This is a genomic window from Hyphomicrobium sp., assembly GCF_047600905.1.
GTDB lineage: Bacteria > Pseudomonadota > Alphaproteobacteria > Rhizobiales > Hyphomicrobiaceae > Hyphomicrobium_B.
Map to the genome: position 1 here is coordinate 3,873,815 of NZ_JASGKD010000001.1, position 15,628 is coordinate 3,889,442.

At 60.1% G+C, this 15,628-nt stretch carries 16 protein-coding genes; 12 read left to right on the plus strand and 4 right to left on the minus strand.

Going from position 1 to position 15,628, the window contains the following annotated elements; all coding sequences use genetic code 11:
• Nucleotides 1–289: 289 nt before the first annotated feature.
• The 10 genes from QM780_RS18535 to QM780_RS18580 all read left to right on the plus strand — a co-directional run bounded on the left by QM780_RS18535 (nt 290) and on the right by QM780_RS18580 (nt 9,686).
• Nucleotides 290–463, plus strand: coding sequence for a Flp family type IVb pilin (locus tag QM780_RS18535; RefSeq protein WP_415071900.1), 174 nt, complete (start codon nt 290–292; stop codon nt 461–463).
• A gap of 191 nt (nt 464–654) precedes the next feature.
• A complete protein-coding gene (locus tag QM780_RS18540) occupies nt 655–834 on the plus strand; it encodes a Flp family type IVb pilin (protein WP_415071901.1) in 180 nt (59 codons plus the stop codon).
• A gap of 89 nt (nt 835–923) precedes the next feature.
• The gene (locus QM780_RS18545) at nt 924–1,433 is read left to right on the plus strand and encodes an A24 family peptidase (protein WP_415071902.1); all 510 of its coding nucleotides are present in this window, start codon (nt 924–926) and stop codon (nt 1,431–1,433) included.
• Nucleotides 1,434–1,629: 196 nt separating this feature from the next.
• Nucleotides 1,630–2,430: a Flp pilus assembly protein CpaB gene (cpaB, locus tag QM780_RS18550; protein ID WP_415071903.1), complete on the plus strand. Its 801-nt coding sequence runs from the start codon at nt 1,630–1,632 to the stop codon at nt 2,428–2,430.
• A 41-nt stretch (nt 2,431–2,471) separates the two neighbouring features.
• Nucleotides 2,472–4,094: a type II and III secretion system protein family protein gene (locus tag QM780_RS18555; RefSeq protein WP_415071904.1), complete on the plus strand. Its 1,623-nt coding sequence runs from the start codon at nt 2,472–2,474 to the stop codon at nt 4,092–4,094.
• Nucleotides 4,095–4,111: 17 nt separating this feature from the next.
• On the plus strand, nt 4,112–4,852 hold the full coding sequence (locus tag QM780_RS18560; protein WP_415071905.1) for a CpaD family pilus assembly protein: 741 nt from the start codon (nt 4,112–4,114) through the stop codon (nt 4,850–4,852).
• 15 nt (nt 4,853–4,867) lie between these two features.
• On the plus strand, nt 4,868–6,169 hold the full coding sequence (locus QM780_RS18565; RefSeq protein ID WP_415071906.1) for an AAA family ATPase: 1,302 nt from the start codon (nt 4,868–4,870) through the stop codon (nt 6,167–6,169).
• Between the two features lie 12 nt (nt 6,170–6,181).
• Nucleotides 6,182–7,678 (plus strand): CpaF family protein, encoded by a 1,497-nt coding sequence (locus QM780_RS18570; protein WP_415071907.1) that lies wholly within the window; start codon nt 6,182–6,184, stop codon nt 7,676–7,678.
• Nucleotides 7,671–8,660, plus strand: coding sequence for a type II secretion system F family protein (locus tag QM780_RS18575; protein ID WP_415071908.1), 990 nt, complete (start codon nt 7,671–7,673; stop codon nt 8,658–8,660). The genes QM780_RS18570 and QM780_RS18575 overlap by 8 nt, the downstream gene beginning before the upstream one ends.
• A 36-nt stretch (nt 8,661–8,696) precedes the next feature.
• Nucleotides 8,697–9,686, plus strand: a complete 990-nt coding sequence (locus QM780_RS18580) for a type II secretion system F family protein (protein ID WP_415071909.1) — start codon at nt 8,697–8,699, stop codon at nt 9,684–9,686.
• A gap of 109 nt (nt 9,687–9,795) precedes the next feature.
• On the opposite strand, the gene QM780_RS18585 is transcribed toward QM780_RS18580, so the two are convergent.
• The 3 genes from QM780_RS18585 to QM780_RS18595 all read right to left on the minus strand — a co-directional run bounded on the left by QM780_RS18585 (nt 9,796) and on the right by QM780_RS18595 (nt 12,563).
• Nucleotides 9,796–10,647 (minus strand): creatininase family protein, encoded by an 852-nt coding sequence (locus QM780_RS18585; RefSeq protein WP_415071910.1) that lies wholly within the window; start codon nt 10,645–10,647, stop codon nt 9,796–9,798.
• 4 nt (nt 10,648–10,651) lie between these two features.
• Entirely contained in the window at nt 10,652–11,527 is an 876-nt protein-coding gene (locus tag QM780_RS18590; RefSeq protein WP_415071911.1) for a sterol desaturase family protein, read from the minus strand.
• A gap of 73 nt (nt 11,528–11,600) precedes the next feature.
• Entirely contained in the window at nt 11,601–12,563 is a 963-nt protein-coding gene (locus tag QM780_RS18595) for a tetratricopeptide repeat protein (protein WP_415071912.1), read from the minus strand.
• 206 nt (nt 12,564–12,769) lie between these two features.
• On the opposite strand from QM780_RS18595, the gene QM780_RS18600 reads away from it, so the two are divergent.
• Together QM780_RS18600 and QM780_RS18605 are read left to right on the plus strand one after the other, a co-directional pair.
• Entirely contained in the window at nt 12,770–14,191 is a 1,422-nt protein-coding gene (locus tag QM780_RS18600) for a leucyl aminopeptidase family protein (RefSeq protein ID WP_415071913.1), read from the plus strand.
• Nucleotides 14,188–15,081: an NlpC/P60 family protein gene (locus QM780_RS18605; protein ID WP_415071914.1), complete on the plus strand. Its 894-nt coding sequence runs from the start codon at nt 14,188–14,190 to the stop codon at nt 15,079–15,081. The genes QM780_RS18600 and QM780_RS18605 overlap by 4 nt, the downstream gene beginning before the upstream one ends.
• A 6-nt stretch (nt 15,082–15,087) precedes the next feature.
• Here the strand turns inward: QM780_RS18605 and QM780_RS18610 are convergent, their stop codons facing one another.
• Nucleotides 15,088–15,537, minus strand: coding sequence for a hypothetical protein (locus tag QM780_RS18610; protein ID WP_415071915.1), 450 nt, complete (start codon nt 15,535–15,537; stop codon nt 15,088–15,090).
• Nucleotides 15,538–15,628 lie beyond the last annotated feature (91 nt).

Here is a 15,628-nt window from a genome sequence, read left to right on the forward strand (position 1 = left end):
TTTTTAGATTTGAAGTATATCTACCGTATTACTAGACCGCGTCGCGGCATGCTACGCATATTTTTACAATATTAATTATGCTAGTCCCGGCTTTATCGAATTATAAACTACCATATCTGTGTGATTAATGATGGATAATTCCGCTTTAATACATGTTTATGGCGACGTTTCGCCGTTTTACTCGCTTTTAATGTTTGGGGGTTATTGTCCCGGAAGTTCCAACGCGGGCAAAGACCCTACGGGAACGAGGATCGGACAACGACTTGAAGTTTAGTTTGGGAGAGTACGAATGACCATGTTTTCGCGTTTCGTGAAGGACGAGTCCGGTGCAACGGCTATCGAATACGGCCTCATCGCCGCTATCGTCGCCGTCGGCATCATTGCTGCCCTGAAGAACGTCAGCGGCGGCCTGCAGTCGACGTTCAATGCTGTCAATACGCAGCTCAGCGGCGCAACGAAGTAATCACTGTCTCTTTGAGAGGCATGTCGGTTGCGCCCGGGACATCTCGGGCGCAATTTTTTTGTAAGGCGCTTTTCGTCAAAGGAACGGCGCGCTGATTCTCCGGTGGCACCGCCAGTTTTTATGCGTTGCGGATACGTACTTATCCGGGCGCCAGCGGTGGGTGCGGTTCGGGCAAATTGGGTGGTGCTGCGATGAAACTGGAAAAACTTCGGGACTTCCTCGGTGATGAGAGCGGTGCAACGTCGATCGAATATGCGTTGATCGCCGGTATCGTCAGCATTTGCATCGTTGCCAGCCTGACTCATATCTCGGGCTCTATCCAGGGCACTTTCAATAGTGTCGGGACCACGCTCACAACCGCCGTTAAATGAGGACGCTGCCAACGCGCCGGCGTTAGGCGGGTTTTTACCTCGTTGATGCAAATTTTCGCTGACTGTTGCGCGGCGGTGGGTTGCGGCTGATGACTTCGATTGCGTCATACGTGTTGTTGGTTTTTCCGGTGGCGATGGCCTTTGCGGCCGCCAACGACCTTTTCACAATGAAAATTCCCAATCGCATACCGCTGGCGCTGCTGGCGGGATTTGCAGTCGTGGCGCTGCTTTCCCGGATGCCGCTCGAGGTCTTCGGCACGAATATAGCGATCGGCATCGCTGTTCTCGCCGTTACATTCGCGCTTTTTGCCTTCAATCTTCTCGGAGGCGGGGATGCCAAGCTGGTCGCGGCCGGCGCGCTGTGGATCGGCGCCGAACACATCTTTGATTATCTGGTGCTGATAACGATTTTCGGGGGCTTGCTGTCGGTTGCCATTCTTGCCTATCGCAAATGGGTGCCCGCGGCCGTCGTGGCTACGCCGCATTGGGCCAACAGACTGCATACAGAAAAGGGGCCTATTCCCTACGGAATCGCGATTGCGGCGGCGGGGCTCGCGGTTTTTCCGTCGACGTCGCTTTTTCTTTCCCTGGTATCCTGAGAACTTTTTGCGCTCGAAAGCGGTGCTTCGAAGAGGCCTGCTCAGGACCGTTTCGTTTACGTTTCGATAACGGTCTCTACAACGTTTTCCCGCCACCGATCCAAACCGTAACGATAATTAACCTCAAATTGACGTTTGGGCGGCATCGTCCGTGCTGAGGAATCGCGTTTGCGTCTTAAGCGGACTTGAGGGGCTGATGAAGCGGGCTCAGCTAATCGGATTTTCTGTGGCACTCGTTGCCGCGGGACTGGCCTATTATGTGGCAGGCGCGCTGTTGCAGCCGCCGGCGCCGATTACCGTCGAGAAGCAGATCGACAGCACCGAGGTGCTGGTCGCGGGAACGAACATTCCTGTCGGAGACATCGTCAACGAAGGAAGCTTTCGTTGGATCGTCTGGCCCGTGAGCGCGGTGACGCCCGATTACATCACCAAATCGTCCAGCGGCTCGGAGATGCTGAAGCAGCTGGCCGGCTCAGTCGCCCGCTTCCCGATGCTTTCGGGCGAACCCATCACAAAGCAGAAACTGATCAAGCCGGGTGACGGCGGCGTTCTCGCAGCCGTGCTGCCGCAGGGAATGCGCGCGATATCGACGAAGATCCGCGCCGAAACGGCGGCGGGTGCGCTGATCCTCCCGAACGATCATGTCGACGTCATTCTGATCCGCAGATTGCGTGATCGCAACGGCGAGGAACAGAACGTCTCCGACACGCTGTTCCGCAACGTTCGCGTCCTGGCGATCGGCCAGCAGATCGAAACCAAGGAGGGCAAGAAATCGGCAGATACCTCGGCATCCACCGCGACGTTGGAATTGACGCCGCGCCAGGCCGAGATGATGGCACTTGCCAACGTGATGGGGGACATCACCCTTACTTTGCGCAGCGTGGCCGATTTGAACACCGATTCCGGACGCAACGGAATTAGCCTGAACAAGCCGAAAGAGAATTCCGTTCGTCTCGTGCGTTATGGGGCAAAGTCGCGTGTGTATGGCGTGAACTGAGTAATCAAAAAGTCAGTGGTCGTCATAAGGTCTTTAAACTCATGCGCACCGTTTCAGATATTTCTTGGCGCGCCGTAGTGCGCGCCGTCGCGCTGCTTGTCGGCGTGGCGCTGACACTTTCGAGCGTCTATGCCGCTTCGCCGCAGGTGCGTCGCGCAGTCGATCAGGTGTATGGCGACGACTCCGACCCGGGCGACCATCAGTCTTTCATCCGCATCCAGGACACCGGCGGCCCGATCAAAAAGAGCATCAAGATCGGCATGGGCAAATCGGTGCTGCTCGAATTTCCGCGCGATGTGCGTGACGTGATGGTTTCCAACCCCAAAGTCATCGATGCGGTCGTTCTGAGCTCGAACCGGGTGTTCCTGCTCGCGCAAGACATGGGCGAAGCCAACGCCTTCTTCTTCGACACGTCGGGCAATCAGTTCGCCACGGTCGAACTTTACGTCGAGCGCGAAACGGCGGGATTGGAAGCGCTTCTCAACCGCATCATCACGGGTTCGTCGATCAAGGTCGAGATGCTCAATCAGACGGTGATCCTGACGGGAACCGTCAAGAGCCCGATCGATTCAACCCGCGCCGGCGATATCTCGCGGCAGTTCATTTCTCAACAACTTTCGACCTATTCGATTAGCGTCAAAGAAGGTGTCGCTCTCGGACAGAGTCAGACCAATCAGGTCAAAGATCCTGTGATCAACATGCTGTCGGTCGAGGCCGAAGAGCAGGTGATGCTCAAGGTCACGGTCGCGGAAGTCAATCGCACGCTCCTGAAGCAGATGGGCGTCAACGTCGGCGCCATGGTGCAGTCGGGTAACTTCGCGACGCAGCTTTTGACGGAGAACTCGTTTCCGATCACCGTGGCGCAGGGACTCGGCGCGCTGCCCTCAATCGGTATAGGAACGTCGGCGTCGACGGGTTGCACGGTCGGTGCGCTTTGCACGGTCAACTCGGGCGCCGACGGTACGTTCCAGAATAGCGGCGTCACCTCTCAGTTCGGCAGCGGCAGCAATCGCGTGCAGACCGCCATCCGTGCGCTCGAGCGCGATGGTTTGATCCGTACGCTCGCCGAGCCCAACCTGACGGCGATTTCCGGTGAGCCTGCGGAGTTTCTGGCGGGCGGCGAGGTTCCTTATGTGACGGGCGTCGACACGCAGACCGGCGTCAGCTCCGTCGCCTTCAAGAAATTTGGTGTGCAGCTGTCCTTCACGCCGGTGGTTCTTTCAGAGGGCCGCATCAGCTTGAAGATCGATACCAGCGTCAGCGACATTGCGAGCTTCATCGCCAACAATCCGGTGTTCGATACGCGGCAGGCGAAAACAGTCGTCGAGCTGCCGTCGGGCGGATCGCTGGCACTTGCGGGCTTGCTCAGCACCAAGACGCAGCAGAACATCGACGGGCTTCCTGGCGCGAAGGACATTCCGATCCTCGGCACGCTGTTCCGCAGCCGCGATTTCCAGAACCAGGAATCGGAGCTGGTCGTGATCGTGACGCCGTACGTCGTGCAGCCGACGTCACGTCAGCAACTGGCAACGCCCGCCGACGGACTAGCGCCGGCTACCGATCTCAAGGCGGATTTTCTCGGTCATCTGAACCGGATCTACGGCAAGGGCGAAGCGATGCCTTCCGGCGGTCTCAAGGGTGACTACGGCTTCATTGTCGAATAATCGGGGCAAGACGCGTCATGCAGATGAACAGCACGAATGCCGACGGTCCTCGGACTCATAGGACAGCTCTCGCGAAGGCCGTCGCGATCGCCCTGCTTTCGATTGTGAGCGGCGGATGCAAGTCCGATCCGACGGGGCCGCAGGTCGCGGGCTGGACGCTCGTCGATCCGGAGCAGCGCCATCCGATCCTGGTTTCGCAGCAGCCGGCGACGCTCAACCTGCGGATTTCACCCAACTCCGACGGGCTGACGCCCTCTCAGCGGGCGCGCGTGCTTGAATTCGCAAGCCGCAGCAACGCTTCGGATGCTGGCAACAGCCGAATCGTGATTTCGGCGCCGAGCGGATCGGCAAACGAAGGGTCCTCGATGCAGGCCGCCGACGAAGCGCGCAAGCTTCTGTTGAGCACCGGCTATTCCGAGACGACGCTTGCGGTCGAGGCCTATCAGGCTTCCGGTCGCGACGCTCCGTTGCGTCTCTCCTACATGCGCTATGTGGCCGAGGCGCCCAACTGCGGGCAGGACTGGTCGGAAAATCTCGCCCGGACGTATCAGAATACGCCTTATCCGAATTTCGGCTGTGCCGGCCAACGCAACTTGGCGGTGCAGGTCGCCAATCCAGCCGATCTCCTCGGTCCGCGGACGATGACGCCACGTGATGCCAACCGCCGCGACGACATGTACAAAAAATACGTGAATGGTGAGCCGTTGGGAGCGACTAGCGAGACCCAGACGATCAAGAATGTTGTCGACAGCCAGTGATCCTTCGGAGACGTCATGTCGAAACTTGCCCAAACCCATGCTGCCGAAGAGCCGATGTTCGAGTCCGAGCAGGCTCAGAATGCGCATCCGAGCGATCGCGCACGGCCCATTCCGCGCATCTCGATCCAGGCTTTTTGCGACGATCAGAACGTCGCTGACGCGCTTCATCACGCCGCCCAGGATCGCCGGCTGGCCAAAGCTCACGTCAGCATTCATATGGGCGGAATCGCGGCCGCAATCGCGCACTATCTCGAAAGCCCGACGCCCAATCTGATCATCGTTGACAGCGCCAACAAAGGTCCGCAGTTGCTCGCCGATCTCGATCAGCTGGCGGAAAGCTGCGATCCGGGCACGAAGGTCATCGTGATCGGCCGACAGAACGACGTCATGCTCTACCGCGAACTCCTGAAGCGTGGCGTCGGCGAATATCTCGTTGCGCCGACCGACGCCCTGGAGCTGATGGAAAGCATCTCCAACCTTTACAACAATCCCGAGACCGATCCCGTCGGGCATGTCTACGCGTTCGTCGGCGCCAAGGGCGGCGTCGGGTCATCGACGGTCTGCCACAACGTGGCCTGGACGATGTCGGAGCTGCTGCAAACGAACGTCACGATTGCCGACATGGATCTGGCGTTCGGCACCACGGGGCTCGATTTTAACCAAGACCCGGTGCAAGGCATCGTCGAGGCTCTGTCGGCGCCGGAACGGCTCGACGATCAGCTGCTTGACCGGTTGCTGACCAAATGCTCCGAGCGGCTGTCGATTTTCGCGGCGCCCGTGGTCCTGGATCGCGATTTCGATTTCTCGGCGGATGCCTGCGAAAGCGTGATCGACGTGGCGCGCCAGAACGTGCCGTTCGTCGCGATCGATCTGCCGCACAGCTGGTCGCAATGGACGAAGCGGCTTCTGCTGCAGGCCGACGAAATCGTCATTACCGCCGTTCCGGATCTCGCCAACCTCCGAAACGCGAAGAATATCATCGATCTCTTGAAGACCTCGCGGAAGAACGATCAACGGCCGCATCTGGTGCTCAACATGGCTAACGTGCCGAAGCGCCAGGAAATCAGCGTCCGCGAATTCGAGCAGGCGCTCGACTCGAAGGTTCTGGCGGTCATCGATTTCGACAGCGAGACGTTCAGCCAGGCCGCGAACCACGGTCAGATGCTGGAAGAGCTTAACGCCAAGGCCAAAGGCGTCGAGAAGTTTCACGAAATCGCGATGAAGCTAACGCGGCGTAAAGAATCCAAGACCGAAAAACAGAATTCGGCGCTCTCGGCCCTGGCGCCGATCCTGGAGAAGCTCAAGCTCAAGCGTTGAGGATATTAGTCGATGTTCGGAAGGCGCTCGAACGAGCCACAGACAGACAAACGCGCTGCGCCGCGTCCTGCCGAACCGACGCCGGCTCCTGCCGCAGCGGAAGGTCGTGCCCCCGCGGCACCGCGAGCGGCAGCGCCTCCGCCAACACCAGCTCCGAAGAAGTCTGAACCCGCTCCGGAACCGCAGCGGCGGCATTCGGAGGAATATTATGACGTCAAGACGACGGTCTTCAACGCGCTGATCGACACCATCGACCTGACGCAGCTCTCGAAGCTCGATAGCATCACGGCGCGTGAAGAAATCCGCGACATCGTCAGCGAAATCATTCAAATCAAGAACGTCGTTATGTCGATCTCCGAGCAGGAAGAACTGCTCGAGGACATCTGTAACGACGTGCTGGGATACGGTCCGCTGGAACCGTTGCTGGCGCGCGACGACATCGCCGACATCATGGTCAATGGTGCCGCCACAACGTTCATCGAAGTCGGGGGCAAGGTTCAAAAGACCAACGTCCGTTTCGCCGACAATCAGCAGCTGATGAACATCTGCCAGCGGATCGTCAGCCAGGTCGGCCGCCGCGTCGATGAATCGAGTCCGATCTGCGACGCTCGCTTGCCGGACGGGTCGCGCGTCAACGTCATCGCGCCGCCGCTGGCGATTGACGGGCCGGCGCTCACCATTCGAAAATTCAAAAAGGACCGCCTGCGGCTCGAGCAGCTCGTTCAATTCGGATCGATCACGCAGCAGGCGAAGACGATCCTCGAGATCATCGGCCGGGTCCGCTGCAACGCGATCATCTCGGGTGGCACGGGTTCCGGCAAGACGACGTTGCTCAACTGCCTGACTGGTTCGATCGATCACGATGAACGCATCATCACATGCGAAGACTCGGCCGAACTTCAGCTTCAGCAGCCGCATGTCGTCCGGCTTGAAACGCGGCCGCCCAACCTTGAAGGCGAAGGCGAGATCAGAATGCGCGATCTCATCAAGAACTGCCTTCGTATGCGGCCCGAGCGGATCATCGTCGGCGAAGTGCGCGGACCTGAAGCCTTCGATCTGCTTCAGGCCATGAATACCGGTCACGACGGGTCGATGGGAACGCTGCACGCCAATAGCCCGCGTGAAGCCTTGAGCCGTCTTGAATCGATGATCATGCAGGGCGGCTATGCGCTGCCGATCAAGACCATTCGCGAAATGGTGTGCGGATCGGTCGATGTCATCATCCAGGCCTCCCGTCTACGAGACGGTTCGCGCAAGATCACGCACATCACCGAAGTGCTCGGGATGGAAGAAGAGACGATCACCCTGCAAAATCTGATCGTCTATGAAATTACCGGTGAGGATGCGCACGGAAAGATTGTCGGGCGGCATCGTTCGACCGGCATCGTCCGGCCGCGTTTCTGGGAGCGCGCAGAGTATTATAATGAGACGGAACGCCTTGCCAACGCGCTGGTGCAATCGGAAGTGATGGACGACGTCGGCAATCCGCTGGGAGATCACAATGGCTGATCTCAATCTTCCGACGTTCGTCGCGCCGCTGCTAGCGGCTCTGGCGTTCGCCGGTGTGGTGTTCGCGCTTATCTATCCGTATTTCGCAGACGACCGAAAAGAGAAGCGGCTCGAAAGCGTAACCGTCGGGCGAACGGCGCGGAAAGGGTCGGCCGTCGCGGAAATTCAGAGCAGCCGAAAGAAGTCGGTCGCCGAAACGCTCAAGGAAATCGAGGTCCGAGAGAAGGCGAAAAAGAAAATCACGATGAGCCTTCGGCTGCTTCGCGCCGGCTCAAAGAGAAAGCCGCGGGACTTTTACGTCATGAGCGGGTTGCTCGGTGTTTTGATGGCGGCGACCGCGATGTTCATCCTGAACCTACCGCCGGCGGCCGCCGTCGTCGCGGCGTTCGTTGGCGGTTTCGGACTCCCGCGCTGGATCCTCAACAAGATGACCGTCCGGCGGCAAAACAAGTTTCTGTCGCAGCTCGCGAATGCCATCGACGTTATTGTTCGCGGTATCAAGTCGGGCCTGCCGCTCAACGAATGCTTGCAGGTCATCGCTCGGGAAAGTCCCGATCCGCTCGGCAGCGAATTCATGGAACTTGTCGAGCAGCAGAAGCTTGGCGTTTCGCTGGCGGACGGACTTGATCGCATGTGCGACAGGCTGCCGTTGCCCGAAGTGCGCTTTCTGACGATCGTCATCGGTATTCAGCAGCAGGCGGGCGGCAACCTGTCGGAAGCGCTGTCGAATCTTGCGGGCGTGCTGCGTGAGCGGCAGGCGCTGGCGCTGAAGGTCAAGGCGCTGTCGGCGGAAGCGAAAGCATCGGCTCTCGTTCTTGCGTCGTTGCCGCCGGGCGTCATGATGATGGTCTATCTCTCGACGCCCGAATACATCCTTCCGCTTTTCACCACGACGATGGGGCATTTCATGGTTGCTTTCGGTGCGGTGTGGATGCTGACGGGCGTTCTCATCATGCGGAAGATGATCAATTTCAAGTTCTAGGATTTTTCTCGTTCAGGCGGTTACGGCAGCACTCGGATGACGATATTCATCGATACCATCATGAATCCGCAGTTCATGGCGACAGCGCTCGCTGCGATCTGCGTTTTTGCGACGGTTCTGACCGTCGCGCTGCCGATGCTGCAACGCGACCAGATGAACCGGCGCATGCGCGAGATGGCGATCGAACGCAGCAAGATGCGGTCGGCTCGACTTCAGGAAATGACGACGAAAGAGCGTCAGCAACCGACTGGGAGCCGCCTGCGCCAGACGCCCAAAGGCTTCATGCAACGGGTCGTCGACAAGCTCAATCTACGCGACCGGTTCGACAACGAAGAGCTGCGCGAAAACCTCAAACGGGCCGGTCTGCGCGGACAGGCCAACATCGTCGCCTTCCTGTTCTTCCGCGTCGCGGCGCCGATCATCATCTTCTTCTTCGCGCTGTTCTATCTGTTCTTCCTTTACGACAGCGGCTATCCGCCATTGGTCAACGTCGGCATTGCGTTCGCCGCCGGATTCCTCGGTTTCTATGTGCCGAACATGTTCATCTCCAACCGCGTGCAGAAGCGGCAGATGGCGATCAAGCAGGCTTGGCCGGATGCGCTCGACATGCTGTTGATCTGTGTGCAATCGGGCATGTCGGTCGAAGCCGGGTTTGCGAAAGTCGGCAAGGAGATCGTCGGGCAGTCGATCGAACTCGCCGAGGAAATGTCGCTGACCACGGCCGAGCTTTCCTATCTGCAGGATCGCAGGCAGGCTTATGACAATCTTGCGAAGCGAACCGGCCTGCCGGGCGTCAAGGCGGTGACGACGGCGCTGGCGCAGGCCGAGCGCTACGGTACGCCGGTCGGAACGGCGCTTCGTACGATGGCGAAGGAAAATCGCGAGATCCGGCAATCAGAAGCGGAACGTAAAGCCGCGGCCCTGCCGCCGAAGCTTACGGTGCCGATGATCGTGTTCTTCCTGCCGGTGCTTTTCGTCGTCATTCTCGGCCCCGCCGTCATCAGTTACCTGGACCTCAAGAAATAAGGTCCAAGCGCCGGAGAGGGATTTGCTTGGTGTTGCGTCGGCCCCGGCTTTTACTGGCCGGGGCCTTTTGCTGTCCGGCTGATGCACATCAAAATATGGGAGAGGGGGGTTATTCGGTCGCGAGAAGCGACTTGATCTGTGCGACCGCGGCGGCGACGCGGAGAGCCAGCAATTCGCCCCCGAGCTTCGCGTTGGCGGCTCGCGGGTCGGCGGTCGCTCCGTTCTGCCCCATTCCGAAGGTCATCGACCGGTAGCGGCTGAGATCGACGCCATCGGGATTGACGGACATCATCTCGGAGGTATCGATGATACTAGCGTGCTGGCCGATCTGAGCGGACGTCAAACCCTGCTTCATCAGTCTGGCGATCTGCGCGCGGTCGTCGTAATAGCCGTCGATCTGGGCGACGCGTACGCCGTCCTTCACCCATTCGGCGGAAAGCTTTTTCGCAACGTCAGCTTGCGCCGGTTGGCTCTGGCCATGATCGCCGATGAAGCAGATCGTCTTGAAGCCGGAAGCCTTCAGGCTTCGTGCGATGCCTTCCAATACATTGGCGAAAACGGGCTCCGGAAGGCCGATGGTGCCGGGGAACTGCATGTGTCCAGTCGGCGGGTCGTAATTGCCTTCGGGCACGAACGCCAGGACGGGAGCGACAAGAATGTGACCGACATCCTTGGCAATCTCGGAGGCGGCGCGGCGCACGATATAGTCGTGCTTGCCGATGATCATATGCGGTCCGTTCTGCTCGAGACCGCCGGTCGGAACGATAACGGTCGTATAGCCCGCGGCAATGGCGTTGTGGACATCGACCCACGTCATGTTCTCGATTTCGACGCCTTCGGGAAGCGGCGCCGGCATCAACTGGGTCGGAATGACGACGGCGAGGATGGCGACGGCGAGGATGCGCAGTCCGGCCCGCATGTGCTGGTGTGCGAACGCGACGATGCCTTGGCCGTGCAGCATCTTTTTACTCGGCAGGCTCGATGGACGGCGCGGCGTTGCCCTTCGGGCGGAACGGATAGAGGAGCTGTTTGAAGTAGCCCTCCGGCAGGTGGGGGTCGTCGCAGCCGAAGTCCTGCGGAATTTTGCCTTCGGGCATGTAGAAGGTTCCGAAGATATAATCCCAGAACGAGAACGTCGGCGCGAAGTTCGAGTTGCCGCCTTCGTCGGGCAGCGTGTGATGCCAGCGATGGAAGACGGGCGTGGCGATCACGTACTTCAGCGGGCCGAGCGTCCAGTTGAGGTTCGAGTGGACCCAGGCGGCCGTAATGATGTCGAACGGCAGCAGAAAGGCCATGACTGCCGGCGAGATGCCGAGCGTCAGCATGATGATCGAGACCAGCGCCGGCTGCATGATGACGTTGATCGGATGCGAGCGATAGGCCGACATCCAATCCAGATCTTCCGACGAATGATGGACGGCGTGGTAACGCCACAGTGTGTTGCCGTGGAAAATGCGATGAAGCCAGTAGAGGAACAAATCAGCGACGAGGAGCTGAACGATGACCTGGCCCCAGAACGGCAGCACGTGCAGCGGGCCTCCGCCGTTGCGGAAGAAGGCAGCGACCTCGTCTTGCGTCATGACGGTGCTGGATAACAGCGCGTAGGCCAGAACGAGCGCCGGCAGCTTGAAGTAGGGCGCGGCGATGCCATGAATGAGGGCGTAGGCGATGTCGGTCGCGAGCCCACGGCTGCGCCACCAGACCTTGTTCGGATCTGAAGCGTGGCTCTTGAAGATCGACATAACAGCGAACAGACAGGCCAATCCGAAGATGATCGGCAGTTGCTCCTTGTAGATCTCGAAGATCTTCTGCAGCAGCAGCGAAATATTATCTAGCAGCATGGCACGCTCGGAAGGATCGCCAACGTGCATCTCTACACGCAGGACGGTTAACAATCCGTCGTATGGCGCTCGCTCAGTGTGCGAGCGAGCCGGTCGTGCCTGTCGATGTCTGCCACGTCCCCTGGCTGACGGGCAGCGGGGCTGCGTCGGCGGATGCGCGCTGGACTTCGATGCGCGGCTGCGGCGAAGCCGTTACCGAAGTGTTGCTGGCGAAGCTCTTGGCGTCCGGCATGGCGGTGGTCGGCTCGAGCCGTACCATCTGTTTCAGGTAATTGGCGTTGTCGGACGCGGCGTCGGAGTTGAGGACAGCGGACGCAACCGCCTTCGATTCATCGTATCGGCCCTGCAGACCCAAAACGAGTGCGAGGTTTTCGCGAACCTTGGGCGCAGCGCCCGGAGCCGCAACGGCCTGGCGCAGGATGCCCTCGGCCTTTTGCGGGTCGCCGGTCATGGCATAAGCCATGGCGAGATTGTTCATCACCGACGGGTTGTCCGGCGAGAGCGCCAATGCGCGCTGATAATAGGGGATGGCGTCAGGGTATTTGCCCTGCTTCGCCATGACCGTGCCGCGCGCGGAGATCACGCGCCAATCGGGTTTGGTCGGATCGTCGGCGACCGTCAGCATCTGGTTGGCGACGCCGACCTGGTCCATCTCGAGGGCCAACCGGCCGTATTCTCCGGCAAGCTCGGGATCGTTGCCGTGAACGATCGCCGCCTGCTGCAATACGGAGAGAGCTTTTTCCTTCTCTCCGAGGGCCTTCAGGTCTTTTGCGTAATTGATGGCGGGGCGGAGTTCTGAGGGGTTTTTCGCGTACTGCTGACCCCAGTAAATTGTGGCCTTGCGAAGCTCGCTTTCTGGGCTCGACGGCGTCGTGTTTCCGGTCGTCGTGTCGCTGGGCTTCATCGCGATGCTCGGGAGCATCGCGGTCGTCGCGGAGCACGCTCCGAGAACCAGGGTCGCCATCATCGATGCGGCGGTTCCGAGGTGCCGAAGGCACGGCGAAGTTTGCGAGCGAAAGCGCCCAGAACGCGTCATGACGATCTCCGTAAGGGTGATTCGCGGACAACGCGGCGAATCGGGATGAGACCGTCAGTTTCTGGGTCATCCGTCAACAAACGCTTAAGTTTTGCCGGAGAGCTGTGGTAGCTGGAGACGCCGATGCCGCACTCATGGAAGGCCGGTTGCAGCCGGGGCGCGACCCTGCTCAGTAGATACAACAAAGACGAGAGATCGAGACACGAATGGTCGAGACAACAGCCTGGTCCGCAGCGGAAACTTTTGCGCTCGGCGCGTCCGAGGCGAGCGATATTCCCATTCTATTCATGGGATCGAACAAGCCGGACGATGCCGCCAAGCTCGATGCCGCGCAGCAGTCGTGGCTCGCCGCGCAGAGCTTCTCCGGGACCGCCAAGCGCAGCGTTCTCATTCCTGATAGCAAAGGCAAGCTGGCGTCGGTCGCGTTCGGCGTCGGCAGCGGGCAGCAGGGCGAGCCGAGCGGTCCGTCGGAGTTGTTGACGGGATTGCTCAGTTCGTCGCTGCCAGCGGGCACGTACAGGATCGCGTCGGAGCTTCAACACACGGACCTTGCGGCAATCGCTTGGGCGCTCGGCGGCTATACGTTCTCGCGCTATCGCCACAAGGAGGGGGGCGCAGCACGCGCGAAGCTCCGCCTCGCCGATGAGGGCGGGAAGCGCATTGTCAACACCGCGGAAGCCATCTGGTTCGGCCGCGATCTCATCAATACGCCGGCGTCCGACATGGCGCCTGCCGATCTCGAAGCGGCCGCGCAGCTGCTGGCGGAGCGGCACGGCGCGGAGATTTCGGTCGTCGTCGGTGATGACCTGCTCGCGAAAAACTTTCCGCTCATTCACGCGGTAGGGCGGGCTAGTCCGCGAAAGCCGCGTCTCATCGACATGACGTGGGGACCAGCCAGCGGACGAAAGATCACGCTCGTCGGCAAGGGCATCAGCTTCGATACCGGCGGCCTCGATATCAAGCCGGCGAGCGCGATGCTGCTGATGAAAAAGGATATGGGCGGCGCGGCGACGGCGCTTACGCTCGCGCATATGATCATGGGGCAGGGCCTCAACTGCCGGCTCCGGGTTTTAATCCCGACGGCGGAAAATTCGGTCGGGGGGGATGCCTTTCGCCCAGGTGACATTCTGTCGAGCCGGCTTGGCCTTAGCGTCGAAATCGGCAATACGGACGCGGAAGGACGGCTGGTGCTGGCGGACGCCCTGGCGCTGGCTGACGCCGACGAGCCGGACAGCATCTTCGTTTTTGCAACGCTGACGGGGGCCGCGCGCTCGGCCCTCGGCCCTGATCTACCGGCATTTTTTACCGATAACGATGATCTGGCGCGGAGTTTGCCGCCGCTTGCGGCTTCAATCGGGGACCCGCTGTGGCAATTGCCGCTTTGGGAGGGTTATCGCCGTCATCTCGACAGCGACATCGCCGACATGAACAATGTCTGGGAATCGCCATTTGCCGGTGCGATTACTGCGGCATTATTTTTGAAACGGTTCGTCAGCAAGGCGCGCCGTTTCGCGCACTTCGATCTCTATGGCTGGCGCCAGGCCGCCCGGCCGCTCGGACCGAAGGGCGGTGAGCCGCAAACGGCGCGTGCCGTGATGGAACAGTTGAGGCGAGAGTTGACGTCGTGACTGCTGGGGTATCGCAACGGCCGACCGGCGCACTCGATCCGAGGCGAAATCCGTTTCGTCTCGATCTGGCGGCGACGTCGCTCGAAGGTGTGGTGCGGGCCGAGCGCTACGTGCCGGGCGAGCCGGGGTTCATCATCCGGGCGACGGTGCCGCTGCGGAAGCTTCCCGATCCGTCGCGAGGCTTCGAAACGGAAGCCTTGTTCGGCGAAAGCGTTACGGTCTTCGAAGATGCGAACGGCTGGAGTTGGGTTCAGCTCGGGCGCGACGGCTATGTCGGTTATGTGCCGTCGGATGCGATCCGGGCGGGGGTGATCGACGCCACGCACCACGTTCATACGCTCGGAACGTTTCTCTACAGCTTGCCTGACATCAAATCGCCGCCGATCATGCATCTGCCACTCAACGCGCAGCTTGCGGTTCGTCGCGGGGACGAGCGGTTTCTCGAACTGGCGAGCGGCGGCTTCGTCTATACGCGTCACATCGCGCCGCTCGATCGGCGTGCCCGCGATTTCGTCGAGATCGCCGAACGCTTTATCGGCACGCCGTATCTTTGGGGCGGTTGCACGCGTATCGGCATCGACTGCTCGGGTCTCGTGCAGACGTCGCTGAATGCGGCGGGCGTTGCCGCCCCGCGCGACACCGACATGCAGCAGGCCGAACTCGGCGACAACGTTCTGATCGCGGACGATCTCGAGGGCCTGCGACGGGGCGATCTGGTGTTTTGGAAGGGGCATGTCGGCATCATGATCGACGGGGTCATGATGGTGCACGCCAACGGCAGCCACATGCTCGTTGCGGTCGAGACCCTGCCTGAGGCGGTCCAACGGATCGCCAAGTCCGGCAGCCAGATTTCGGCGATCAAGCGCCTTCCAGGCTATGCCTTGGGCTGAGGAATTCTAGCGGCGATAACAAAGGTAGCGATGCGTCCGCCAGACTTCGGGCGCGACCAGCGGTATCAGTCTGCGCTCTCGCCGCCAATCGGGGCCGGGTTCCAGCCGGACGCACATTTCGACCGCGAGCAGTTCGTCGGTATCGGCGCTGAGCTTCGTGATTTTTTCGACGCGGCCGGCTTCGATAGCGCGGATGAGGCGCGGGAACAGCTCGAAATGCTCGACCGGAAGGCCTTCATGGACTTCATCCGCCAGTTTGAGGCTGAATTTCTGATCGGACGTGATCATCAGTTCGAAAGGGCAGGCCAAAATTTCTTTCGGCACGACGATGACGCGCCAGTAGCGCGCGGAGACCGCCACATCGACGGCAGCGCAGTCGTCCATCTTGGAGACGGTATTCTCGATGTCCACGAGCGTCTGTTCTAGGCGGTCACGGAAAACGTCATCGGGAAGCATCGGACGGCGCTCGCGGCAATGATTCGCTAAATTTGAATCATACCCGATCCGTCGAATACGGAAAGAAGCCGCGGTTCAGGAGCCGGGCGTG